Annotated in this window: 16 protein-coding genes; 3 read left to right on the forward strand and 13 right to left on the reverse strand. The window is 55.4% G+C overall.

From position 1 onward, the window contains the following. Position 1: 1 nt before the first annotated feature. Positions 2 to 349 carry a hypothetical protein gene (locus tag BN8_RS04570; protein WP_040005323.1) on the reverse strand — a complete coding sequence of 116 codons (348 nt, stop codon included), beginning with the start codon at positions 347 to 349 and terminating at the stop codon, positions 2 to 4. A gap of 83 nt (positions 350 to 432) precedes the next feature. On the opposite strand from BN8_RS04570, the gene nhaD reads away from it, so the two are divergent. Beyond that, positions 433 to 1,728, forward strand: a complete 1,296-nt coding sequence (gene nhaD, locus BN8_RS04575) for a sodium:proton antiporter NhaD (RefSeq protein WP_009280637.1) — start codon at positions 433 to 435, stop codon at positions 1,726 to 1,728. 162 nt (positions 1,729 to 1,890) lie between these two features. Here the strand turns inward: nhaD and BN8_RS04580 are convergent, their stop codons facing one another. The 9 genes from BN8_RS04580 to BN8_RS04620 form a co-directional block, all read right to left on the reverse strand. Then, positions 1,891 to 4,404: a M1 family aminopeptidase gene (locus BN8_RS04580; protein ID WP_009280638.1), complete on the reverse strand. Its 2,514-nt coding sequence runs from the start codon at positions 4,402 to 4,404 to the stop codon at positions 1,891 to 1,893. 469 nt (positions 4,405 to 4,873) lie between these two features. Continuing rightward, positions 4,874 to 5,347: a CYTH domain-containing protein gene (locus tag BN8_RS04585; protein ID WP_229367691.1), complete on the reverse strand. Its 474-nt coding sequence runs from the start codon at positions 5,345 to 5,347 to the stop codon at positions 4,874 to 4,876. Between the two features lie 10 nt (positions 5,348 to 5,357). Next, on the reverse strand, positions 5,358 to 6,302 hold the full coding sequence (locus tag BN8_RS04590; RefSeq protein WP_009280640.1) for a CHAD domain-containing protein: 945 nt from the start codon (positions 6,300 to 6,302) through the stop codon (positions 5,358 to 5,360). Between the two features lie 69 nt (positions 6,303 to 6,371). Continuing rightward, positions 6,372 to 8,372 carry an FAD-dependent oxidoreductase gene (locus tag BN8_RS04595; protein WP_040005324.1) on the reverse strand — a complete coding sequence of 667 codons (2,001 nt, stop codon included), beginning with the start codon at positions 8,370 to 8,372 and terminating at the stop codon, positions 6,372 to 6,374. 25 nt (positions 8,373 to 8,397) lie between these two features. Beyond that, positions 8,398 to 10,050: an FAD-dependent oxidoreductase gene (locus tag BN8_RS04600; protein ID WP_009280642.1), complete on the reverse strand. Its 1,653-nt coding sequence runs from the start codon at positions 10,048 to 10,050 to the stop codon at positions 8,398 to 8,400. A 67-nt stretch (positions 10,051 to 10,117) separates the two neighbouring features. Further along, positions 10,118 to 11,587 (reverse strand): RagB/SusD family nutrient uptake outer membrane protein, encoded by a 1,470-nt coding sequence (locus BN8_RS04605; protein WP_009280643.1) that lies wholly within the window; start codon positions 11,585 to 11,587, stop codon positions 10,118 to 10,120. Between the two features lie 103 nt (positions 11,588 to 11,690). Continuing rightward, the gene (locus tag BN8_RS04610; protein WP_009280644.1) at positions 11,691 to 15,170 is read right to left on the reverse strand and encodes a SusC/RagA family TonB-linked outer membrane protein; all 3,480 of its coding nucleotides are present in this window, start codon (positions 15,168 to 15,170) and stop codon (positions 11,691 to 11,693) included. After that, complete coding sequence (locus BN8_RS04615) at positions 15,167 to 16,189, reverse strand: FecR family protein (protein WP_009280645.1); 1,023 nt, start codon at positions 16,187 to 16,189, stop codon at positions 15,167 to 15,169. Before BN8_RS04615 ends, BN8_RS04610 begins: the two co-directional genes overlap by 4 nt. Positions 16,190 to 16,214: 25 nt before the next feature. Beyond that, a complete protein-coding gene (locus BN8_RS04620; RefSeq protein WP_009280646.1) occupies positions 16,215 to 16,880 on the reverse strand; it encodes an RNA polymerase sigma-70 factor in 666 nt (221 codons plus the stop codon). A 219-nt stretch (positions 16,881 to 17,099) separates the two neighbouring features. Here BN8_RS04620 and BN8_RS04625 point away from each other — a divergent pair, with 219 nt between their 5' ends. Next, positions 17,100 to 17,816 carry a hypothetical protein gene (locus tag BN8_RS04625; RefSeq protein ID WP_009280647.1) on the forward strand — a complete coding sequence of 239 codons (717 nt, stop codon included), beginning with the start codon at positions 17,100 to 17,102 and terminating at the stop codon, positions 17,814 to 17,816. A gap of 106 nt (positions 17,817 to 17,922) precedes the next feature. On the opposite strand, the gene BN8_RS04630 is transcribed toward BN8_RS04625, so the two are convergent. The 3 genes from BN8_RS04630 to pta form a co-directional block, all read right to left on the reverse strand. Continuing rightward, a complete protein-coding gene (locus BN8_RS04630) occupies positions 17,923 to 19,173 on the reverse strand; it encodes a low temperature requirement protein A (protein WP_144051565.1) in 1,251 nt (416 codons plus the stop codon). Between the two features lie 71 nt (positions 19,174 to 19,244). Next, positions 19,245 to 20,435: an acetate/propionate family kinase gene (locus BN8_RS04635; protein WP_009280649.1), complete on the reverse strand. Its 1,191-nt coding sequence runs from the start codon at positions 20,433 to 20,435 to the stop codon at positions 19,245 to 19,247. A 29-nt stretch (positions 20,436 to 20,464) separates the two neighbouring features. Further along, positions 20,465 to 22,564 carry a phosphate acetyltransferase gene (gene pta, locus BN8_RS04640; RefSeq protein ID WP_009280650.1) on the reverse strand — a complete coding sequence of 700 codons (2,100 nt, stop codon included), beginning with the start codon at positions 22,562 to 22,564 and terminating at the stop codon, positions 20,465 to 20,467. A 303-nt stretch (positions 22,565 to 22,867) separates the two neighbouring features. Between pta and BN8_RS04645 the strand changes: the two genes are divergently transcribed. Then, a complete protein-coding gene (locus BN8_RS04645; protein ID WP_009280652.1) occupies positions 22,868 to 25,057 on the forward strand; it encodes a glutamine synthetase III family protein in 2,190 nt (729 codons plus the stop codon). Positions 25,058 to 25,077: the final 20 nt, after the last annotated feature.

Consider the following 25,077-nt stretch of genomic DNA (forward strand, 5'->3'; position numbering starts at 1 on the left):
TTCAGGCTTTCTGCGTAGTACGCAGGTACTGGCTGAACGCAAACCACGTTCGGGTGGTTAAATACTGTAGGTCGCGCTCGTTGGAAAACGCTTCGCGCTCGAAGCTGATGTTGCGGTAGGCTGTGTAGTGATCGCGATATTGCCAGCGACGGATAAGGTACTCGATCCCGTACCAGAGGTAGAACGGAACAATGCCCAGTTCAAGCTGCTGCCGCAGGTGAATTCGTTCGTGATTGAGTAGCGTGGGGCCAGGATCGGGCCGTCGTACCAGAATAAATGGGAACAGCGCCATGCCATCCGGTCCCAGAAAAGGGACTGTGATAATCAACTTTTTCGACAATTTTGCCATTCTAAAGTAAGGCTTCCCCAGGTTGTAGTGGCCGTTTGCCATTATATAAACCACAACATAAAGTAAACATCCGTTCACTCAGCATGACGTTAACACTTATCATCATTTTTATTGTCGGATATCTATTCATTACCATTGAGCATTCCATCGGCATTAATAAAACGGCGACGGCCCTGATTACGGGCGTAGTCTGCTGGACAATTTATGCGCTGGCGGGTCACGACGTAACCGAAGTGGTTGAGCACTTAGGCGAGCACCTGATCGAAATTTCGGAAATCCTCTTTTTCCTGATCGGAGCCATGACCATCGTGGAGTTGATCGACGCGCACGACGGCTTCACGGTCATTACCGACCGGATTGCCAGCCGCAACACCCGAACACTGCTCTGGATTATCAGTTTTCTGGCTTTTTTTCTTTCGGCCGTACTGGACAACCTGACGTCATCGATCGTGATGGTGTCGGTGATTCGGAAGCTGGTGCGCGACCCGGATCAGCGGAAGGTTATGGCGGGTGTGGTTATTCTGGCGGCTAACTCCGGTGGGGCCTGGTCGCCCATCGGTGACGTAACGACGACCATGCTCTGGATTGGCGGTCAGGTGACGACAACCAACATTATTAAAACCCTGCTGTTACCCAGCCTGGTATCGCTGGTGGTGCCTTTGACCATCCTGACAATGATGTATAAGGCCGACACGGAAGCTTCGGTTGCCACGGCGACCCAGGGGATCAGTCGGCCGTATGTGACCCCCGAAGCCCGGCGCGACCGGCGGCTGATGCTGGCCGTTGGCCTGGGTGGTCTGTTGTGGGTGCCCATCTTCAAAACAGTTACGCATTTGCCGCCTTACATGGGCATGATGCTGGCGCTGGGCTTCATCTGGCTTATTTCGGAGCTAATCCACCGGGACAAAGACGAGGCAGACCGGCACCGATTCTCGGCATCCTACGCACTGAGTAAAATTGATACGCCCAGCGTACTGTTTTTTCTGGGCATTCTGCTGGCGGTAGGATCGCTTCAGGCAACGGGCATACTACGTGGTCTGGCCGAATCGCTCAACGAATCGGTTGGTAATCTGGATGTGATTGTCCTGCTGATCGGCATGGTGTCGGCCGTGGTCGATAACGTTCCCATTGTGGCGGCTGCTATGGGTATGTACGACCTGCAAACCTACCCGGCCGACGCTAAACTCTGGGAGTTCCTGGCGTATTGCGCCGGTACGGGTGGTAGTATGCTCGTGATCGGCTCAGCCGCGGGCGTGGCCGTGATGGGTATGGAACGGCTGGAATTTGGCTGGTATCTGCGCCGAATTAGCTGGCTAGCCCTGATTGGCTACCTTGCCGGGGCGCTGGTATACCTGGCTGAGTTCTGGATTAAGGAGTGAGGAAATTAATTATACTACTTCAGAATAGCTGTTGCGTGTTTATGTGCTCACCCTAACCCCCCGAAGGGGCTTAGCGCTGCTTGGATAGACGCCTGAAATGTCGGAGCTAAGCCCCTTCAGGGGGCAGTACCAAAATGAAACTGGTAGTACCCACAAAGTGAGTTACCCTCGATTTGAATACAGCAGCTTCGACGCTCGGAACGGACCGTCTGCTGCCTGCAACAATTTAGCTTTCAAACGAGGGTTATAAGTCGGATGCTCCGCCAGGAAGGTCCGGATCAGGTGCGCTACCTCGGGAGTCTGATACGTACTCAGCGTGGAACGTAGCCACGATTCAGGGAAGAAAATATCGCCCGTCCTTTGAATTTCCTCCAGCAGGTCCAGGCTTGCGCGCAGGTACTTGGCCGACGTAGCTGCCCGCAGCGGGTGGTGCAGATACCCTAAGGCCGCCGTGACATAGGCTTCGCGCTCCCGATTCAATACGTCTTTTAACGAGGCAAAAAACGCGTCCCGAGTAGCAACATCCGCCGATAGAGCCGGCATCATAAATTGCAGACGCTTCTTGCGGTCCGGGTTTTTGATCCGCTTTAGTTGTTCCTCCAGCAACCCCTCGGCCGGATAGTCCCGCACGGCCAATGCCAGGGCCAGACTCGTATAGTCATCTTCGGTGAGGGTTACGCCGGCGGGGGCCTGCTGATTTTTCCAGATGCCATACAGTCGATCGCGGGCCTCGGTAGTCAGCGCAATACTCTGATAGCACCGAAACAGGAGCTTCTTTTTGCCAGCGTGCGTTTCCTGCTGCATCAACGGCCAGATTTCTTTCTCAGCCGCTGTGGCCAGCGCCAGCCGATCTTCGGGCCGGGTGAATCGCCAGACGATGTCGGATAACTGGCTGGTCAGCAGACGAACATTCAATTCTTCCGGCTCGTGGGCCAGTTGCTGTATGTATACTTTAGCCAGTTGGGCTGGTGTTATTGATTGACCGCTCAGCATGTTTTCGAACAGACTGATGTACGCAGCCGCCCGCGTCACGGGATCCTTGAGTTTATCCATGCCCGACACCATGCGTTCATCCACCGGAAACAGACCGTAGCCCTGCCCCGTCGAATTAAAGACGACAAACTGGGGAACCGCCTTACCAACGGCCTCTTTCAGCGCTACCTGCGCCTGGTTCATGTCGACGGTCAGTTGCTCCACCCGGTCGGGGTATACCAGCGCTACCTCAAAAAACTGGGGCCATTGCCGGGCTGAACCGTCTTCACCCACCTGACTAATCACGAACGAAGCAATTTTGTCGTTCGCGGTTTTGAGCTGATACGTAAAACGGGGCCGACCTGTCTCGTTCACCCAGACCCGGTTCCAGCGTTGCAGGTCGGCGGGGGTGTATGCATCCAGAATCGCGATCAGATCGGGCCAGGATGCGTTGCTATAGGCGTATTTTTTGAGGTAGTCCCGCAGCCCATTCCGTAGCGCTTCTTTACCCATCAGCCGCTCCAACTGCCGCATCATGATGGGCGCTTTGTGGTAAATGATACCTCCGTAGAGCGTTCCGGCCTCCTGCAAATTAGCGAGGGGCTGCCCAATCGGGTTGGCGCCTTCGGTCCGATCCACATCATAAGCCGCCGGGAAGTGCGCCAGCAGAAACTCAAGATCGTAGTTACTCTCGGGCATACTGGCCTGAGTGATCTTGTCGGCGATGAAGTTGGCGAACACCTCTTTCATCCATACATCGTCGAACCACCGCATCGTCACCAGATCGCCAAACCACATATGCGACGTTTCGTGAGCAATCAGGGTGGCCCGGCTCAGTTTCTGGTCGCGGGTGGCTCCGTTGTCAAGGAACAGGCTCGACGCCCGGTACTGTATCGCCCCGACGTGCTCCATGCCCCCGTACTGGAAATCGGGAATGGCCACGAAATCAAACTTTTTGAATGGGTACGGAATCTGGGTATATTCTTCCAGAAATGTCAACGCGTCACCGTGGAGCGTAAAAATTGGCTCCATGCTCAACCGGATTTTGGACGAGTCCGTTTCCCGATGCAGAAACTGCATAGTCCGTCCATTACGCTGTTCACCAACCGACTCGAACCGGCCGGCCGCAAACGAAAACAGGTACGTACTGATCGTTTCGCTGGGCGCAAAACGGAAAGTCTGGCGGTCGCCCGATGGAGTCCGGCTTTGCAAGGCTCCGTTGGTCATGGCCTCCCAATTGGCCGGTACCGTCAGCGTCAGTTGAAAAGATGCCTTGAGATCGGGCTGGTCGAAGCAGGGAAACACCGTACGGGCGCGGTCGGGTACCAGCAAGGTGTAGAGGTAGTCATCGTTGCGGTTCAGGGAAAGGTTGCCCGCCGTAAACTGAATCGCAACGGTATTTGCCCCCGGTTTCAGGTGGCTGGGATCAATCAGAACATGCTCCTTCTCAAAGCGAATCGGTATCTCGGCTTGATTGACCAGAATCCGGGTCAGGTGGTCGCGCTGCTCCTTGAAATCAATCTGGAGCGGTTGGGTGTTGGGCTTCCAGGCAAACGAAAGGGTTTCGGAAGCCGGGATGGGTTCGCTCTTTTGAGCCGGAATATCAAACTGTAAGGTGTACGCCAGTTCGCTGATGGTTTGTTTTCGAAAACGCGCCAGAACCTCTGACACACCCGTCTCGACCTTAGGTTGACTATTGAGCATCGGTTTAGATTGACCCGGTTTGGACTGACCCGGTCTGGCGAGACCCGGTCTGGATTGGCCGAAACCGGTCATGGACAGCAAAAACAGAAGAAAGAGAGCGGCATAAAACCATCGTCCCCGAATAGCATCAACGTTCAAATACATACGGCTGGCAGGCTGCAAGGCAATTGGGATAACTCTCAAAGATAAGAAAATGGCCGTGGAAGCAGGTCATTCAATCAAATTGCAGCAGTACCGAAGATGTTAAATAAATCAACTTAACGCGAATTATGGATACCGTTTAAGCCATAAAAGCTGGTGTTTGTCATCCCGACCTAAGGAGGGATGACAAACACCAGCTGACTTACGTATTTATAGATCAAATGTTTATCTATTAAACATCCATAACTCACGTTAAGCCAGACATGTAAAAGGTAATCCGCTAATGGGAAGAACCCAACGTTTAGCCACGGAATCTACAGAAGTAGCGTTACGTTTTGTCCGGATTCCACCTGGCAAACGGATGCTTAAACAGATTGGCGTTGTAGTATTTAGCTTCAGTGGTCACTTCCTTGCCGACCCAGGGTGGGAGTTGGATGGCCTGATCTTCGTCGGTTAGTTCGACCTCCGCTACGACCAGACCCTGGTTTTCGCCCTGAAATTCATCGACCTCCCAAATTAAGCCTTCATACGGAATCCGGTAGCGGACCTTTTCAATGATGGGCTTCTCGCATAGCTGATCCAGCATCGCTACGGCATCCTGGTACGGGATCGGATATTCGTACTCACTCCGGCTGGCTCCCGTTGTCTTTCCTTTAATGGTCAGATACCCCTCATCCTCCACCGTACGTACCCTGACCGTCCGTTCAGGCTGACTACTCAAATAGCCTTGCCGATATTGTTTACCCGTCGCACCTTGTTTCCAGTCATTCCCGTTGACCAGAAACTTTCGTTCAATTTCCATTCCCATAGCTTCAAGCCGCCTGAAGGTTATCCGATACGTGCTCCTGCGAGGCCTCAGCCCACCATAGTTTCCAGTATAGCCGGTACCTGCCGACAAAATCACGTGTCTTCTCGGCGAATAACCGGTTCGCTAAAGGGAAAATCTGCTCCTGCAACGATGTCCGCTGCTGATGAAGCAGGTGCAGCACCGTTTCTTTCGTTTTTGCGTTGCGCACCAGAAGCCTTCCTGAATCAATCTCCTGGGCCAATACCCCAAAGTCATGGTCATCGCCTAATAGCTCGCCCAACCGGCCGAATTCGTGTTTGTAGGCCGCAAAAAGCTCGGGCCAGATCGGCTCCAGCAAACGGGTGTGATACCAGATGGTTTTTACCTCTTTTCGTAATTCGTGCAGATTATGAATGGTCGATTCCTGAGTGGCGAGTGTTAACGCTTTTCGTCCGCGACGGTAAATTCCTTTCATATTCGGGGAAAGAGCCGAGAAGGAGTGATGCTTCTCCGACAGGCCGGGAACCGCCAGGGGCGCTTGCCGAAGCGCGTCTGCCACGCTCCGGATGTTGCTTTCGTCGTCGAAGAATTCCCGGGATGCGTGGTCTTCCTTCTGAGCCAGGGCTTTTCGGATCGTAGTGAATACCCGGGAGGAAATCGTATTCGGTTTCGCTTCCCGCAGTTTCTCCAGTGTTTTGATCATTACGGTGGCATCTCTCAGGTGAGAAAGCGTCTGACCAATCGTGCGGTATTGACTATTGGCTTGCTGGAAAACGTCCTTATCCAGTTCGCTCCTTACCAATCTGAAAAGAGCCCTGATCTTTTTGATTCGTTTTCTCACATCATGAATCGACTCGCCCTTTGATTCGCCAGGGTTCTCCAGCGAGTCAATAGCGGCAGTAGCCTGTTCAGCAAGTATTCTATTTACGTTACCAGCAACTGATTCGTCTCGATTAAATACGTAGCCCATCTTCGTTACTTGTTTGGTGTCACCCGATGCGTTATAAACAAGTAAACGGCCGATTGGATTTGGAAACCCTTATTTAACCGCAATCCATTGCACGGCGTCGGCGACAACCGCGCCGTCGGCCCCCTGGTTCGTGACCTCGACGTAGGCTTTCTTTCCGGCCGGGAACGCGAACGTACCGATTTTTACCCACGCGCCCGAGGTTTGGCCTTCTACCTGAATCGTTTCTTTTTTCAACGTAACGGGTTGCGTACTGGAGCCATTGTGAATCAGCAGGGTTGTCTGCGAACTGGCGTCGGGCCGGCGGGGGAAGTAGGCGTAGAGGTCATATTGCCCGGTTTTAGGCAACGTTGGAGCGAACCGAACGGCTTTGGCCGACTGGCCTTTACTGTCGTCAACCACCAGCGACCGGCCGTAGCCACCGCGCGTTTCTTTCGTCCAGTCGCCGGTCATGGTCACCTGCCTGGTATCATCGTCATCGACTACTACGTCGGGGGTGCTGCCGTCGAGCAGCGGATTTTCACGCAGGATCTTCTGCACGGCCGCTACGTTGACCTGCTGAACGGGCTGTTTCTGGTCAATAGCGAGGCTGGCCGCTACGGCCGCCGACTGCCCCAGCACCATAAACACCGGCTCCATCCGGATCGACCCATAGGCAATGTGGCTGGCTGACAAACAGACCGGTACGAGCAGGTTTTTGCACTCGTTTTGTTTGGGAATCAACGACCGGTAGCTGATGGGGTAGGGTGGGAAGCCGCCCACCTCTACGTTGCCTTCATTCTTGACCATCTTCATGCCGTTTTTCTCGATCACCACGCGCTGGCAGTTATGCGAATCCATGGTGTAGGCTGCCATCCCGACACCGTCTTTCACGACTTCTTTGCCTTCGCAGTTAGCCTGCGTCATGACGTAGTCGCCGATCATGCGCCGGGCTTCGCGGACGTACATCTGCGGTGACCAGTTGCCGTTGTCGGTGTATTCGTCTTTCGGGTAGCCGAACTTCAGCATCTGTTCGCGAATCTCCGGGCGCATTCTGGGGTCGTGGCCGATGAAATACAGCAGTCCTTTGTTGTACAGTTCGTGTTCCCGCTGAATCTGCGCCCGGCGGTCGTAGCTGGCTTCGGGGAAGTCGTAGTTCGTCCCGATCATGTCGGTCGAAAACGGACCAAAATTGTTGATGTCCGTCTTCTGATTCGGCATGCGGTCGGGCTTCAGAATCCGGTTGAACGTCAGCTTAGGGTCTTTCTCCATCGCCCGAAGGAGCAGCTCGTAACGAGTCGAATCGTAACCCTCCGGTCTGGTAATGGGAATCATGTTGGCTGGATCGCTGCTCAGGCAGATGCGGAAATTATAGGCCTGCACCTTCTTGTCGCCCGTGCCGGTAGCCGCAACCGGCTCCGGGCTGATGCCCCACAGCAGACCACTTTCTGGCTTGCCCGGCACTTTGTACGGGTCAACGCCATCGGCAAACTGGTGACCATTCAGGATTTGAACCCCGTTCCAGGTTTCGTTGTACTGGCTGTTGGCTTCCCGACCAACGGTGTAGCTTACCCCCGCTTTGGCCAGGAGATCGCCTTCGTAAGTTGCGTCGATGAACATCTTCGCCCGCACCGTGTTGACCGGCTGCACCGACGATAGGGGCGTTTCGAGCGTAATCTCCTGAATCGTGCCGTTTACCTTCTTCGCCGAAACGATACGGTGGCCGTACACGACCGGTACGTCCCCTCGCTTAATGTATTCCCTGAATAAGTTCTCCGCTACGCTCGGCTCGAAAATCCACTGCTCAAAGTTGCCGTAGTGCTTGCCGAGTCGTCGGTAGAAATCGAGTGATAATCCCGTGATGGCGTATTTATTGCCAATGTCGGTATAGCCTAAGCCGCCCGTGGTCAATCCGCCGAGATGACGACCCGGCTCGATCAGGACTACTGACTTGCCCATCTTTCGGGCGGCATACGCGGCCATGACACCCCCCGATGTACCGCCATACACGCAGACGTCGACCGTTCGGATGGATTGGGCAGGCAATTGGGTAACCGAGCTAATCAGAAGTAGCCAGATGAGCATTCGTTTCATGAGGGCACAAGGGTTAAGCCGTATTCTACTCCAAACGCTGCCCATCTTTCAGCAGCACATCTCTCAGCTTTTGATAAGGCAGCCGTTGCGGAGAGACTTTGTTATTGATAGCCAGTACCGCAGCCGTGGCCGCCGACTGACCCAGAATCATGAACACCGGCTCCATCCGAATTGACCCAAAGGCAATATGTGAACTCGATACGCAGACCGGCACCAGCAGGTTGTTACACTCCTGTTCTTTCGGCAGTATCGACCCGTAGGCAATGGAATACGGCTTGTCGGGGTGAACACCGATGTCGCCTTCGTTCTGCACAAAACCGTCATTCTTTACGTACCGCTGGGCCTGGTGCGCGTCGAGCGTGTACGATCCCATGCCAATCGGATTCGGTACGGTCGTTTTGCCCAGGGCGTCGGCTTCTTTCATCACGAACTCGCCGAGCATGCGCCGGGCTTCCCGGATGTAGAGCTGGTGGGGCCAGCCGCCGTTGTCAACGAATTCATCTTTGGGTAAGCCCCACTGCTGCATCTTCTCGCGAACATCGGCCGGTACGCGTGGGTCGTTCTGCAAAAAGTACATCAGGCCTTTCTGGTACAGCTCGTGTTCCTTGATGATTTGCTTCCGACGCTCGTAGGTTGCTTCGGGGTAGTCGTAGTTCTTGCCGATGTAGTCGGTGCTGAACGGACCGTGGTTGTTGGTATCGGTTTTCCGATTGGGAATGGGGTCAAACTTGTTGAATGTTTCGCGCCAGCCGCTGTCAAACACGCGTCCCAGCAGTTCGTAGCGGGCGGGGTCGTACCCTTCTGGTTTGGGAAACGGAATTCGGTTGTCGGGGTGATTGCTCAGGCACATCCGGAAGCAATACGCCTGAATTTTGTTGTCGCCGGCACCGTATTCGCCCGGCGGCTCCGCCGACACTTCGGGCAGCAGGCCACTCTCCGGATTGTTGGCCACTTTATACGGGCTGATGTTGGCCGTGAAATGGTGCCGGTGGTGGAACACACCCGTCTGTACGCCGTTCCATTTCTCGCCATAGACGCTGTTGGCTTCCCGGCCAACGTGGTAACGTACGCCCGCAGCCGCCATCAGGTCGCCCTCGTAGGTCGCGTCGATGAACATCTTGCCTTCGTAGACATTGCCGCTCAAGGTCCGGAACGATTGAATCCCGCCCGACTTCTTCGAGATCCCTTTCGCGGAACGATCCAGCCATTCGTCGCGGTAGATGGTGATTTTGTTTTCCTTCACAAAATCCTCAAAGACTTTCTCGGCGGCATGAGGCTCAAAAATCCACATGGTCCGGGCGTTACCGTCGATGGCGGGCGTACCCTGACCTTTGTTGCCGTACTCGTCGCGTTTCTGCCACTTCCACGACTCCGATTGTTGATAGTGGTTGTACAGCCGCTGGTAAAACTGCCGCGATAGCCCACCAATCACCTCTTTATTACCCGTATCAGTGAACCCTAAACCTCCGGACGACAATCCGCCGAGGTGTTTTTCCGGCGACACAACGATGACCGATTTGCCCATCTTTTTGACTTGCACGGCCGCCATGACAGCCGCCGACGTACCGCCGTAGATAATCACATCAGCCTTCCGCGTGGCCGTGGGGCGATGAGTAGGAGCAAAGCCTGATAGCAGTGTCAAGCTGGTCAGGGTAATCAGGAAGGTAAGTCGTTTCATACGGTCGAAAGGGTAAGCTTGTTTACAAAAGGCAAAGCCAGTACCGGCCTAATCAACGGATGGTACATTAATAGCCCGGATTTTGTGTCAACTGTGGATTGACGTCCCGTTCGGTCTGCGGAATGGGATAGAGCAGATGGCTCTCCGGAACGACGATGCTCGGGTTCTGGGCTTTCATAGCGTCGATGAGCCGGCCGGTGCGGACAAGGTCATACCAGCGATGTCCTTCAAACGCCAGTTCGAGCCGCCGTTCGAGCAGGATGGCATCGCGGAACTGGTCTTTGGTTAACCCGCTGAGGTCAGCCAGACCCGCCCGTCGGCGAATGCGGTTAATGGCCGCGTACGCGTCGGCGGTGGGGCCGTTCTGCTCGTTCAGGGCTTCGGCATACATCAGCAGCACGTCGGCGTAGCGGAGAATCGGATAGTTGTTGCTGCCTTCTCCATTGCCCGTTGCCGATGGGTCCAGGTACTTATACACGTAACACGGAAACGTAATACTGGCCGGAGCCGCCGGGGTACTCGTCGCTGAATACAGTTTCAGGGTCACATCCCGCCGTTTGTCATCCGGCCGGTACGTTCTGTACAGGTTTTCGGTCGGGGGATCGTCGCCGAAACCGGCCACCCCGTTTACCCGGTCAAACGGAGGCCGCATATAGCCCTGCATAAGGCTTCCTTCGCTGAAGCCGCCACCCAGCGCCTGCATCTCAAACACAGATTCTTTCCCGTTTTTGTTCGCAATCAGGAAAACTTCGGGAAACGTAGTCCACAGGTCGTACGTACCGGAATCGATTACCTGCTTGGCCTTCGTTACGGCATTGGTCCAGTCGCGTCGGGTCAGATATACCTTGGCCAGAAAGGCCGTCGCGGCTCCTTTCGTCGCCCGTCCCCGGTCAGCACCTGTGTAGGTAGCGGGCAGAACGGCTTCGGCATCCGTAAAATCCTGAACGATCTGTTTGTACACGTCGTCAACCGACGCCCGCGCTACGTTCAGGTTATTGAGCGACTTCGTTTCCTGCAACACCAGCGGTACGCCACCGAACAACCTAACCAGCGAGAAGTAGTAAAATGCCCGCATGAACTTAGCCTCGGCTATGTAACGAGCCTTCAGGGTTTCGTCCATTGTTATGCCCGGCACGCGCTCAATGACCGCATTAGTCCGGTTGATACCCTGGTACGTTGTTGTCCAGATTGACTGGAACGTGGATGTTGCGGGCGTGAAGGTATGTTTGTCCAGGTCGTTTTTAGCCTGGTTCGCCGTTGAGCGCCCACCGCCCCATTCGGCGTCGTCGGTGGCCTGGTCCTGGAGAATCCAGACAACCTGCCCAAACAAATTGGAACTATTGAGAGGATCGTAGACGCTGCTGACAGCGGCCCGGGCGTCATCTGCGTTTTTGTAAAAATTGTCGGGTGTGAAGCTCGACTCGGGTATCTGCTCCAGCACTTCGCAGGCGGATAAACTAAAGAGTGAAAGAGCGAAAGAGAGAATGAGCGAGACGTTTCGCCGGGCCCTTGTGGCTGTTATTGGTGGTAACTTCATGTCTGTGTTCGTTAAGGATAGCGGAGGAAAGCGATGGAGCTACTTGTTGGAATGAGCTGACACGAATTCATGCGTTTACTCATTCCTTCGTTCGCTCGTTACATTAGAATCCAACATTTAAGCCAAGCATCCAGATTTTTGCGGCCGGGTAACTGGCGTAGTCAAAGCCCTGGCTACGGCTGTCCTGACCGAAGCGGTTCACCTCCGGATCGTAGCCTGAATAGTTTGTCCAGGTCGCGAAGTTTTGCGCTGTTGCGTACACCCGCAGCGACTGGATGTTGAGCTTCTTGACGAGCGTAGCCGGCAGGTTGTAGGCTAACTGGACGTTCTTCAGCCGCAGGTACGACCCGTCTTCAATCTGCCGGGTCGAGATGCGGTTGGCCGGCCGGGTCGTCGATGCCCGCGGAATGTCCGTGTTTGTATTGGTAGGCGTCCAGCGCCGGAGCATGTCGCGGTCCTGGTTGTTGGTACCATTCAGATACTCCAGCTCAAAGCGGTTGGCGTTCAGAATCTGGTTTCCGTAAACGCCCTGGAAAAATACCGTCAATTCCAGTCCTTTGTACGAGAACGTATTGTTGAAACCACCCAGGAACTTGGGCTGCGCTCTGCCAATAATGGTACGGTCATTGTCGTCAATTCGCTTGTCGCCGTTCAGGTCGAGGTATTTCCGATCACCCGGTTTCCGGGCCTGGGGGTCTACAAGAGCGGCTAGTTCGTCGGTGGTCTGGTATAATCCATCCGTCACGTAGCCGTAGAATGATCCCAGCGGCTCACCAACGCGAATAATGCCTGAGTTGACGTTCTGGGCGATGTTGGCGACCTGACCGGCGAAAATCTGCGGAGCCCCGCCAATGTCCAGTACCTTGTTTCGGTTCAGCGAGAAGTTCAGATCAGAAGTCCACCGGAACGCCCGATCCACATTCACGGAAGAAATGCTCAGCTCAAACCCCTTGTTTTCAACCCGGCCGAGATTCTGAATGGCGCTCGAATAGCCCGACGTACTCGGGATCGTTACGTTCAGCAGCAGGTCGCGGGTCCGTTTCAGGTAGGCGTCGGCAGTAACTGTAATGCGGTTGTTGAGCAGACCAAGATCAATACCAACATCAGCCTGGGCGGTTGTTTCCCACGACAGATCCGGGTTAGCAATCTGGTTAGGCCCGATGCCGGTCGCAACTGCATTGCCAAGGGTATAGTTCTGCGTGGCCAGCAGGGAGTAGGCCGGGTAATTCCCGATTCCATCCTGGTTGCCGGTCAAGCCGTAGGTGGCCCGTAGTTTCAGATCGCTCAGGACACGAACGTTTTTCAGGAAGTCTTCCTCGGAGATACGCCAGGCCAGGGCTGCTGATGGAAAATAACCATACCGTTTGTTTGCACCGAAACGCGACGAACCATCCGCCCGGAACGAGGCCGTAACGAGGTACTTGTCCCGGTAGCCGTAGTTGACCCGCGCCAGGTACGACCGCAGGCCCCACGTACCGATGCCCGACGAAGGCGTCAGCGGCACCGATCCAGCCCCGAGATTACCGGTGTTCAAATTGTCGTTGACAAAATTCCGGGATGCGGCCGTACTGTTTTCCGTCCGGTTGGCCTGCTGCGTGAAGCCCACCAGGGCACCAAGACTGTGCACTTCGTTGATGGTGCGGTTGTAGGTCAGCAGGTTCTCATTCAGCCACGTAACGGCCTGGCTGTTGAAAAGTGAACCAACGCCACCCTGCGACAAACCACTCGTTACGCTCCGGGGTAAGTACGAGTCCTGTTTTTGCAGAATTGCGTCGATGCCCAGAAGGACCTTCAACGTTAGCCCGTCGATGATCTGATACTCCCCGAACACGTTCCCGAAGGTCCGGAAGGCGGTGTTGCGGTTCTTACTGTCGCGGGCCAGCGCTACGGGGTTGTCGGCTGTAAAGTTTAATTGCGGGCCGGTTGTGAAGTAGCTGCCGTCTGGATTGCGAACCGGAATGATGGGCGGAAACTGCAGGGCGGCTATGGTTACCAGACCGGCACTGCCCAGGTCACCGTCGGAGCGCGACTGGTTGGCTACCGTCCGGTTCACGGTCAGGCTGTTGCCGATTTTGATTTTGTTAGTCAGCTTCCGGTCCAGGTTGATGCGGAACGAATAGCGGTCAAAATCAGAGTTAACCACAATGCCCTGCTGCTTGAAATAACCACCACCAATAGCGTACTGCGTGCGCTCGTCGCCACCGGAAATCGATAGCTGATAATTCTGGATCGGCGCCGATCGGAAGATTTCATCCTGCCAGTCGGTGCCCTCCCCGAAGGCGTCAATCTGCGCCTGGGTGTAGACTGGGTTCCGGCCTTCGTTGGTGTTGGCTTCGTTCACGAACTGGGCGTATTCGCGGGCGTTCAGCACGGGGTATTTACGCCGAACATTCTGAACGCCGTAGTACGTCTCAAAGTTGATCGTCGATTTTCCCGCTTTTCCCCGTTTGGTCGTGATGATCACCACGCCGTTAGCGCCCCGCGACCCATAAATAGCGGTAGACGACGCATCTTTCAGCACCGAAATGGACTCAATGTCGCTTGGGTTAAGCGTACTCAGGACGTTGAAATTACCGCCGTTGTTAGCGCCGTCGTTTTTGAAGGGCACTCCATCAATCACATACAGGGGTTCGTTATCGCCCTGGATCGAGTTGCCGCCCCGGATTCGGATGGTGGTCGTGCCGCCCGGCTGACCGGAGTTCTGCGTGATCTGTACCCCGGCCGCCCGGCCCTGCAGCGACTGGTCGAGGGACGTAACGGCTACTTTCCGAATTTCCTCGACTGGTACGGTCGCTACGGCTCCGGTCAGGTCGCTTTTCTTCTGCACCCCATAGCCAATCACGACTACCTCGTTCAGCGATCGGTTGTCGGCCGCCAATTGTACGTCGACGGTAGTCCGGTTGCCAACCGTAACCTCCTGACTAACGTAGCCCACGAAGCTGAATACCAGCGTCGCTTTAGTGTCCGGTACGCTGATCTGATAACGCCCGTTGGCATCGGTGTTCGTGCCGCGTGTCGACCCTTTCACCACCACGCTCACGCCCGGTAAACCCTCGCCGGTTTCGCCGGTAACGCGGCCCACTACGCGAACCTCAGCCGAGGGCGCTTCCATCGGTTGAATCGTTCGTAGCCCCGAAATACCATCCGGAACCAGCACGGGCGTTGCAACCGACGTAGTTGGAAGTAGGGCGGGTTGCACGTACGTCGTTTTCTCGCTCTTTTTGTTCGATAAAATCAGGTAGGCACCCGAACGGAGCTTCTTGAAACGCAGCCCACGCGGTTTTAGCAGCGTATTCAGGTTCGTTTCCAGCCGGGCATTTAGGTTGACGGGTTCAGCGGGTTTGCCGTCGGTTTCGGCAATGACCGACTCTTCAAACAGAATATCGGCTCCGTAATGCTGCTTGAGTTGCAGCAGCGCCTGACGTAGCGAAAGACCATGCGGAATCGTATTCTGGGGCAACCGGGCGGGCTGCCAGCCTGCCGCACCGGGCTGCACTGACGCCAGTGCCTGTGCCATTAGTGGACTGGCCGCTACAGCAAGAAGCCAGCCGAAGGTCATAGCGAATGGTAAGCATTTCCTCATTGATTCGTGATTTTATCGGTGTTCGGAGAAAAGACAAGGGTTTGATTGGCGTGTGTGACGCGTAAGTCGAGTAGTTCAGCCAGGGCTTCGGCCAGTTCGTCGGAGGAACCGGCGCGGATGGTGCCCGTCAGGGTGCGTCGAGCCAGCTCGGGGTCGTTACAGTGAACCGTTACGCCGAACACCTCCCGCATCTGCCGAAAAACCTCGGGTAAGGGCGTGCTGTTGAACACGAAATGACGGTATCGCCAGCCCGCGAATTTGAGAGAGTCTGTCTGCTGACGGAGCTTGAGCGTGCCTTTCTGATCGAGCTGTACCCAATCGCCGGGTTTCATAATCAGATTTTCCTGAACCTGCTGGGCGGACCTATAGGCCAGTTTTACTTTTCCTTTCTTCAGGACGACCTCCGTGCTGGTTCGGCGATTGCTCACCGAAAACTCAGTGCCCAGTACCTCCACGTTTACGCCTTCGGGGGTTTGTACAACAAAGGGCTGATGGTCGGGTAGATGACGGACGCTGAATACGGCTTCGCCCCGAAACTGCACCCGGCGCGATAGCAAACCGTAGCCCCAGCGTGGCACCCGCAGGGTTGATTGGCTGTTCAGCGCTACGGTCGAGCCGTCGGGCAGCGTAACGGTACGTAGCTGCTGGGCGTTGGTGGTAATGGTCCGGTAGTTCCACCAGTCCTGGGTAAGATACAGACCGGCGGCCACCAGCACCGGGATCACCACGGCGGCTGCCCATTGCCAGCGCCACCCGGTTCGGAAGGAAGGCTCTGCCCTGTAAAGCTGGCGGAAAGGCGACGTAGCCGGAGCGGGATCGTCGAAACGCTGCCGAAGCCGTTCCAGCACGGCGACCGAATCGGGGGTGTATTGCGGGTGGCTTCGTTCCCACTCGTCCAGCCACTGGAAAAATTGTTCGCGGGCGTCGGGGCGGTTTAGCCATTCGCCGATGATCTTCTTCTGCACCGACGTAGCGTGTCCGGCAAAGTAGGTGTATACTATTTCTTTGGTTGGCTCCATGTAGTAGGGAGGAAAGCGTTGAGAGTTAGCGCAGTGCAGCCAGTAAAATCACGATCAGACCCAGCAGGTTACTGCGACGCAGCGCGGCCCGGACGGACGACAAGGCACGTAGCAGGTGGTTCTCGACCGTTTTGGGGGACAAGGCCAGTTCGCCGGCGATTTCCTTATACGATTTTCCATCGAACCGACTCATGATAAAGATGCGTTGCCGCTGCGGGGATAGTTCCTGAACCGCCCGTTCGAGGGTCTGGTACAGTTCATCCTGCAGGAGAAGCTGGTCGGGCTGCCCAGATTCCTGGTCGGGTTCGTTTACGTCGGGCTCGTCGGTACCCTGCCGACCCAGTTCCCAGCGAATGAAGTTGAACGCCCGGTTGCGGACGGCCTGGTACAGATACGCCCGGTACGAGCCCGTTACGCGCTCGTACTGTCGGTCAGCGTAAAAATGGTAAAACAGATCGGCTACCAGGTCTTCCGCTACCTGCCGGTTATAAACGAACCGGACGGCGTGGCTGCAAAGCGGGGCAAAATAGAGCCGAAACAATTGTTCACAACCCTGCCGGGCGTCCTGTTCGAACGCTTTTCGAATGAACAGCTCATGGTCATACGTAGCCGTGGCCGACGACTCGGCTGATGGATTGGATACTGGTGTACCCGGCCCGGGCGGACGAAAAGGAAACGTGTTGGCAGACATTCGGGTAAGGGGCTATCATCGGTAAGACAAGTTTGCCCCCGAAAATCCCCTAATACGATAGTCAATTTTTTGGTGATATAATGCAAATAGTGATAGATTGAACAAAAATTACTTGTCCAGGCAGGTAAAGCCCTGCTTGATGAAGGTGTCCGGATCAGTAGCGGCACGTGTCAAGGGCAGGTTCGTACGGTCAGCAACATCGTTTAACCAACACATAGTATGAGAAAACTAGCGTCAACTTTTTGCCTGCTGCTCACCATGGCGGGGTCTGCCATGGCCCAGACTACGCCAACCGCCGAGGCCGTAATGGACAAGTACCTGGCGGCCATCGGTGGCAAGGATCTGGTGAAAGGCATAACCGATCTGCGGGTCGATATGTCGTCGGATTTTAACGGCAACCCGATCATGATTACACGGAAGTCGAAAGCGCCCAATAAGTTCGCTATGGTGGTGAATGCCAACGGTATGGAGGTCATGAAGATGACCAGCGATGGCTCGAAGGTGTCTATGGGCGGCATGCAGGGCAACCGGACCATCGAAGGGGCCGAGGCACAACCCATGATCTTGCAAAGCATGTTGTTTCCCGAAGTCCGGGCCGCCGAAGCCGGCATCAAGAGTACGGTAGCCGGTACAGAAAAGGTCAACGGGAAAGACGCCTACAAGGTCGTACATACATCATCGGATGGTAGTGTTTCCTGGACGGATTTCTATGACGCAGATTCTGGCCTGAAAGTCCAGACCATCTCAAAACAGCGAATGGGACGGGGTGGCAACGAGGTAGAACAGACCACTACCTACAGTGATTACAAAGATTTCAAAGGGCTGAAATACCCGACCGTGATCGCACAATTGGGCGGTGGGCAGCAGCGCCAGATGACCGTCGATAAGGTAAAATTTAACGAAGGCACGAAAGATTCTGAATTCGCAGCAAATTAAGTTTGTGGTTTGTAGTTCGTGGTTCCGAGTTTGTAGAACCGGTGTAGGTTACGTCCGGAGTGCAACTACGAACCACAAACTACAAACCAATAACCACAACCCCACTTTACCGCTCTGCATCGCTTTCGACCCCACCGGTATCCGCTTCCTGATTGATACGCTCTTCACTGCCGGGCGGTTCCGGCGCGAAATAATCGCTGAGGATTAGTCCGACGATGAGGGTCGCGGTGAAGCCCATGAGCCAGACGGCGTTGAACGGCCAGAACAGCCCTACAACCAGGAGTATGATCGCTACCCCGCCCCGCACGCTCATGCCCCGAATAAAACTGGCGTGCGGTGGTCCCGCTTTCAGTGTCGTCAGACTGATACCGGCCTCCGTCAGCAGGTAAGCGGTCACTGAGCCGACCAGAAGCCAGCGGGCACTTGCCGTCAGATCAGCCTGCGCCGACGCCTGAATGACGTACGATAGCCCTACGCCAATCAGTGTCAGGGCAACCGTCAGCGGGAGGTGCAGATACAGCCAGGCGGCATAGAGCCGGGCCGTACCGCCTTCGCTCACCTGCCGCACGGCATCGTCGTCCAGGCGGTCGAAATACGCCCACCAAAGCCCAATAATGACGATACCACCCAGCACGGCTGTCAGCAGCGGAATGAATGCCAGTCCGCTGCTGATGAGTCCCTGCGTAGTGCCCGTCACCGATTGGCCCAGTACGAGCAGCGTAAACAGACCGTAGCGTTCGGGTAAATGGCGCACGTCGGGTGGGAACTGGCGATGCAGTTGACCGCCGGTGGGCGTGAGCGGAGTGGTTAATTCTATCAGCAGTCCGATGCCCCACAGGACGTAGCGGTAGGGAATTGACACAAACACCGACCCAATCCAGAGCAATACCGAAATGCCGAACCCGGTGGCGATATGCCGGATGTAAGGGCGGGCCTCGGGTACGTAATACCAGGCGCGGGCATACTCAATCAACAGAATTATTCGTACGGTCGCGTAGGTTAGGGCATAGGTTTTGGAGCCGGATTCCAGCGCGTTGGGGATTGACGCGGCCAATACGATCAAGCCTACCAGTTGCAGACTCACCAGGAGTCGGTGAATGACATCGCGCTCGTTGTCGAATCGGGTTGAGTAATGCGTTTCTCCGTTCCAAAGCCACCAGATGGGTACGTACAGCAACAGAAACTGGCCGAACGCCGACCCGGTCATGTCTTTTTGAAGCCGCTGGGCCAGTTGCCCGATAATTACCGTAAAGACAAGGTCGTTGAGTAGTTCGGTCCAGGTGGTACGCCGGTCCCCCTGCTTCTCCTTCGGACGAAGTCGGGGCAAATGGGAGGCTTTGTCGCTGGGCTTGGCCATTGAAATACAACCGGGATTCTGCATATAACTGCTAATAGCCGCTTCCGGTTGGCCGCCGATGCTGTGTTTCCTCAGGTTGACTGCAACAATTCGTAGCTCTGCTGCGCAATTTCAAGCTCTTCATTGGTGGGAACAACCAGAATCTTAACCGGCGAATCGGTTGCGCTGATGTCCCGGATTTGGCGGGAAGACGTAGTGTTTTTGTCGGGATCGAGGTAGATGTTCAGAAAAGCAAGCTCGTTACAGATCATGGCGCGCATTGTGGCATCGTTCTCCCCAATACCGGCCGTAAAAATGAGTGCATCCAGGCCATTCAGGATGGCCGCGTAGGCACCAATATACTTTCGCACCCGGTAGGCGTAGAGTTCATAAGCCAGTGTGGCTGCCTGATCACCCGCTTCCATGGCTTTCCGGATGTCGCGCATATCGCTGAACCCCGTCAGCCCCTGCATGCCCGATTGCTTGTTCAGCAGCCGATTGACATCGTCCGGACTGTAGCCTCGGCTGATCAGATGGAAAATAACCGCCGGGTCAATATCGCCCGATCGTGTGCCCATCACCAGCCCGGCAAGCGGACTGAACCCCATGCTCGTATCGACGGACTGCCCGGCCCGGACGGCGGTGATGCTGCTGCCGTTGCCCAGGTGAATGCTGATGAGTTTCGCATCCGGCTTGTTTAACCAGGCTGCGGCCTTCTTGCTTACGTACCGATGGCTGGTACCGTGGAAGCCGTACACCCGGATGCCTTCCTGGCGGTATAGGGCCTCCGGTATGGCGTAGCGAAAAGCGTACTCGGGCATGGTCTGGTGGAACGCCGTATCAAAAACCGCGATCTGAGTAGCCCTGGGGAATGTCGTTTCTGCAATCTCAATGCACAGATAATTGATGGGGTTGTGGAGTGGGGCGAGTGGAAAAAGCGCTTTGATGGTTTCTTTGACCGCGGGCGTAATGCGGGTGGCACTCGCGAAGCTTTCTCCGCCGTGCACAACCCGGTGGCCGATGGCTTCGATTACATCGGGCGAACTGATGACGCCCGACACCGGATCGGAGAGCAGTTCCAGCACCCGTTGAAGGCCAACCGCATGATCGGCGATGGGCTCAGTACGTTCAAGGCGGTCGGCACCCGTAACCTGATGACGAACGAACGAACCGTCCAGTCCAATCCGCTCGACCTGTCCTACGCACAGGGGCTGGTCGGAGGGCATCGCGAAGAGCTGGTATTTTAACGAACTACTCCCGGAGTTTATAACAAGAATGTGCATGCCGCAAAAGTAAGTCAATCCGGTCAACGTTACGGTGCCTCATCCTGGCACTGGATGGCCGTGATGACCACCGTATTGAAAATGTCATCGACGGTACAGCCCCGGCTCAGGTCGTTGATAGGTTTGTTGAGGCCCTGTAGCATTGGGCCGATGGCCAGTGCCCCGGTTTCGCGCTGTACGGCTTTGTAGGTATTGTTTCCCGTGTTCAGATCCGGAAAAATCAGCACACTGGCCCGGCCCGCCACCTCGGAGTTCGGAAGTTTCTGGCTACCCACCGAGGGGTCAACGGCCGCATCGTACTGGATCGGGCCTTCAATTTTCAGATCGGGCCGTTTCTGACGTACCAGCTCCGTCGCCTGCCGGACTTTTTCGACATCCTCACCCTCTCCCGACGTACCGGATGAGTACGACAGCATGGCGATACGAGGTTCGATACCGAAGCGGGCGCTGCTTTCGGCCGATGAAATCGCGATTTCGGCCAGTTGCGGAGCGGTCGGGTTGGGGTTCACGGCGCAGTCGCCAAACACGGAGACGCGCTCCGGCAGGCACATGAAGAACACCGACGACACCAGCGAAACGCCCGGTTTGGTTTTGATGAACTGAAGCGCCGGACGAATCGTGTGCTGGGTCGTGTGAATTGCCCCCGATACCATGCCGTCGGCGTGGCCTTTGTAGACCATCATCGTGCCGAAATACGATACGTCCAGCATCATATCCCGGGCCATATCCAGCGTTACATTTTTGGCTTTACGCAGTTCATACAGCGTTTCGGCGTAGGATTCGTAGTTTTCCGAGTTAGCCGGATCGATGATGCTGACGGAATTGGTATCCAGATTCAGCCCTAACCGCCGGATCGACGTCATCACTTCGGCCGGGTCGCCCAGAATGGTCAGGTTTACTACGTCCTGACTGATCAACCGGGCGGCTGCTCTCAGAATCCGGTCATCGTTGCCCTCGGGCAGGACAATGTGCTTCTTCTGGCTTTTAGCCGTTTTAAGCAACTGGTATTGAAACATGTGGGGCGTGATGCCCTCCGGCTGGAACGTAACGATCTTATCATCCAGCGCCTTTGTATCTACGTACTTTTCGAATACGTTGATGGCCAGTTCGATCTTCTTTCGGTTGTCGGCCGTGATGCGGGAGTGGATGGCCCCGATGGTGGTTGTTGTTTCAAACGTACCTTTCTGCACGCTCAGGATGGGAATGACTGTTTGCAACCCCTCAATCATGCGGGTGATGGGTTCATCTGGTACGGTTCCGGCCGTCAGCACAATACCCGCAACTTTTGGGTAATTGGCCGACAAATTCGCCTGGATGGCTCCAATGATGATGTCCCCCCGGTCGCCGGGCGTTACAATCAGGACGTTTTCCTTGATGTAGTTCAGGAAGTTGGGCAGCATCATAGCGCCCGTCACAAAATTGTCGACCTGATTGGTAAGCAGCTCTTCCCCAAACAGCAACGTAGCGTCAAGCCCGTCTTTGATCTCTTTCATGGTCGGGCTTTGCAACCCTTTTTCCCAGGGGATAACGGTGATCATGATGTCGGCGGGCAACTGCATCTTCAGCAGCTCTCTGACATCGTCGACCTGTTCAGCTCTGACCCGATTGGCCACAATTCCCAGTACCTGTACCTCCCGGGTTTCGAATCCCTGAAGGGCGCTCATAGCGGCACTGATGACCTGAGCCGTTGAACGATTTTCGCCACTGACAACGATCAGTACCGGCACGCCCAGGTTTTTAGCAATGGACGCATTTGATTCAAACTCAAACGCGATGCCCTCGCCCAGGTAATCGCTGCCTTCAATGACGGTAAAATCGTAGCGTTCTTCCTGCTGCTTGTACTTGCTGATAATGGTGTTCAGCATGTCGCCCCGGCCTTCGGACTCCATGTATTGAAGGACTTCCTGCCGGTTGAAAGCGTACGTATCGTCATAATTGATGGGTAAGGCAAAATAATCCAGAATCGCTTCAATATGTATTTCTTTTCGGCCGGGTGCCTGCTGGGTAATGATGGGTTTAAAATAGCCTACATTCTTGGTTTTGCCCAGCAACATATTGACCAGACCCAGGGCGATGAGTGATTTGCCGGTATACGGCTCTACGGAAGCGATGTAGATTGCTTTTGTCATGCTGTTTGAATGGATGTCCGAGCGTCCTGGATCGGCAACCGGTTGTCTGTAAGTAGCAACCAGTTCAGACCCTATCTGGTTGTGTGTCGCCGGGCCAGAACACGGTATATATTTTGTAGCGGGCCGTCTTGTTTGGTGTGGATCGGCCTGATCGGACAACGTCGCGGGGCAAGATAAGCCGGAAATTCCTGTTCACAAGAGCCTGCTCGATACGTCGGACGCCTACTTTTGACGGCGTTGTTGAAAAACAGTCCGAAGGTGACTAAGTTTGACGTATTGTAGCCAAAACCATCCTTTCCGCGAATGTCTAATTTTCGATTTAAGGCGCTGGAAATTGCCCAGAGCCGTCAGGCGATTGCCGTGGCCCCACCCGCCGAACGGGTAGGGGATTATTACGGTATCAATACATTCAATAAAGAAGTTATGCGGGCGCTGCTGTCGCCGGAAGCGTACCTGCGCATCACCGAAGCCATCGAAACCGGCGGCAAGGTAGACCGCGACATTGCCGACGAGGTGGCCGGGGCCATGAAATCGTGGGCTATCTCAAAAGGGGCCACTCACTATACGCACTGGTTCCAGCCGCTGACCGGCGAAACAGCCGAAAAGCACGATGCGTTTTTCGACATCACCATGGACGGCAAAGCCATCGAGAAGTTCAAGGGTGGAGCGTTGGTGCAGCAGGAGCCGGATGCTTCGTCGTTTCCGAGCGGGGGCCTGCGCAATACGTTCGAAGCACGCGGCTATACCGGCTGGGACCCGTCGTCGCCGGCCTTTCTGATGGACAATGGCGCCGGTGGCAAAACCCTTTGCATTCCGTCGGTCTTCATTTCTTACACTGGCGAAGCGCTGGACTACAAAACGCCCCTGCTGAAATCCCTGGCTGCGCTGGATAAAGCCGCTACGGCCGTGGGGCAGTATTTCGACCGCAACATCGATAAAGTTACCGCGACACTCGGCCCGGAGCAGGAGTATTTCCTCGTGGACCGGGCGCTGTTCTACGCCCGGCCGGATCTGGTGCTGGCGGGTCGGACGGTGTTCGGGCATTCGCCCGCCCGGGGGCAGCAGCTCGAAGACCACTATTTCGGCTCCATTCCGCCCCGGGTCAATGCCTTCATGGTCGATTTTGAGTTCGAAGCCATGAAACTCGGTATGCCGGTACGCACCCGCCACAACGAGGTGGCCCCCGGCCAGTTTGAGGTAGCCCCTACGTTTGAAGAGGTGAACCTGGCCATCGACCACAACGCTCTGCTGATGGACCTGATGGAAAAAGTGGCCGAGAAGCACAACTTCAAGGTGCTTTTCCACGAAAAGCCGTTCGCAGGCATCAACGGCAGCGGCAAGCACAACAACTGGTCGATGGGGACCAACACGGGCGTTAATCTGCTGGCACCGAGCACAAAGCCGAAAGAAAGCCTGCGTTTCCTGACCTTCCTGACCAACGTTGTGAAGGCCGTGCACGACAACGCCGACCTGCTGCGGGCGTCCATCGCATCGGCCGGCAACGAACACCGGCTGGGTGCCAATGAAGCGCCCCCGGCCATCGTATCGGTCTTCCTCGGTGAAACGCTGACCAAGGCGCTCGAAGACCTCGAAACCAAAAACGAAATCTCGCTTAACAAAGGCGATAATGTGTATTACAAGCTGGGACTGAACCGGATTCCGTCCCTGATGCGCGACAATACCGACCGGAACCGTACGTCGCCGTTTGCCTTTACGGGAAATAAATTTGAATTCCGGGCGGTGGGCGGCAGTGCCAATTCAGCGTCAACGATGACCGTACTGAACGCCATCGTAGCCGACCAGTTGACCAGGTTCAAGCAGGACTTGGACGTTCGGTTGGCCAACGGCGAAAAGAAAGAACTCGCCATCGTCGACATCCTGAAGCAGTATTACCGCGCATCGAAGCGGATTCTGTTCGAAGGCAACGGCTACTCTGAGGAGTGGGTTGAGGAAGCTGCCCGGCGGGGGTTATCAAACATCAAATCGTCGCCCGAAGCGCTGGCTGTCTACGTCAAGCCGGAATCGCTGGCGTTGTTTGAGCGAACCGGGATTATGGGCCATGCCGAGGTAGAATCGCGCTACGAGATCGAGCTGGAGAAATACATCAAAAAGGTACAGATCGAATCGCGGGTGATCGGCGATCTGGCCATGAACCATGTCGTTTCGACGGCGCTGAAATACCAGAACAAGCTGGCCGAAACCGCCCGGGCACTGGTCGATCTGGGCATGAACGCCGAAGCCGAGCCCATCAAAGACCTGCTGCGCGAAATTTCGACCCGCGTGATCGTGATCAAGCAGAAGGTGGAAGCCATGACCGAAACTCGTAAGAAAGCCAATAACCTGGGCGATACGGTGGAAACGGCCCGCATGTACGCAACCGAGGTGAAAGATTTCTTTGAGGTAATTCGCTACGAAGTGGATAAACTCGAACTGATCATCGACGACGAGGACTGGCCGCTGGTGAAATACCGGGAGATGCTGTTTGTGAAGTAAGTTGGGTTAAGCAAACGTGC

It is taken from the genome of Fibrisoma limi BUZ 3 (assembly GCF_000296815.2).
GTDB lineage: Bacteria > Bacteroidota > Bacteroidia > Cytophagales > Spirosomataceae > Fibrisoma > Fibrisoma limi.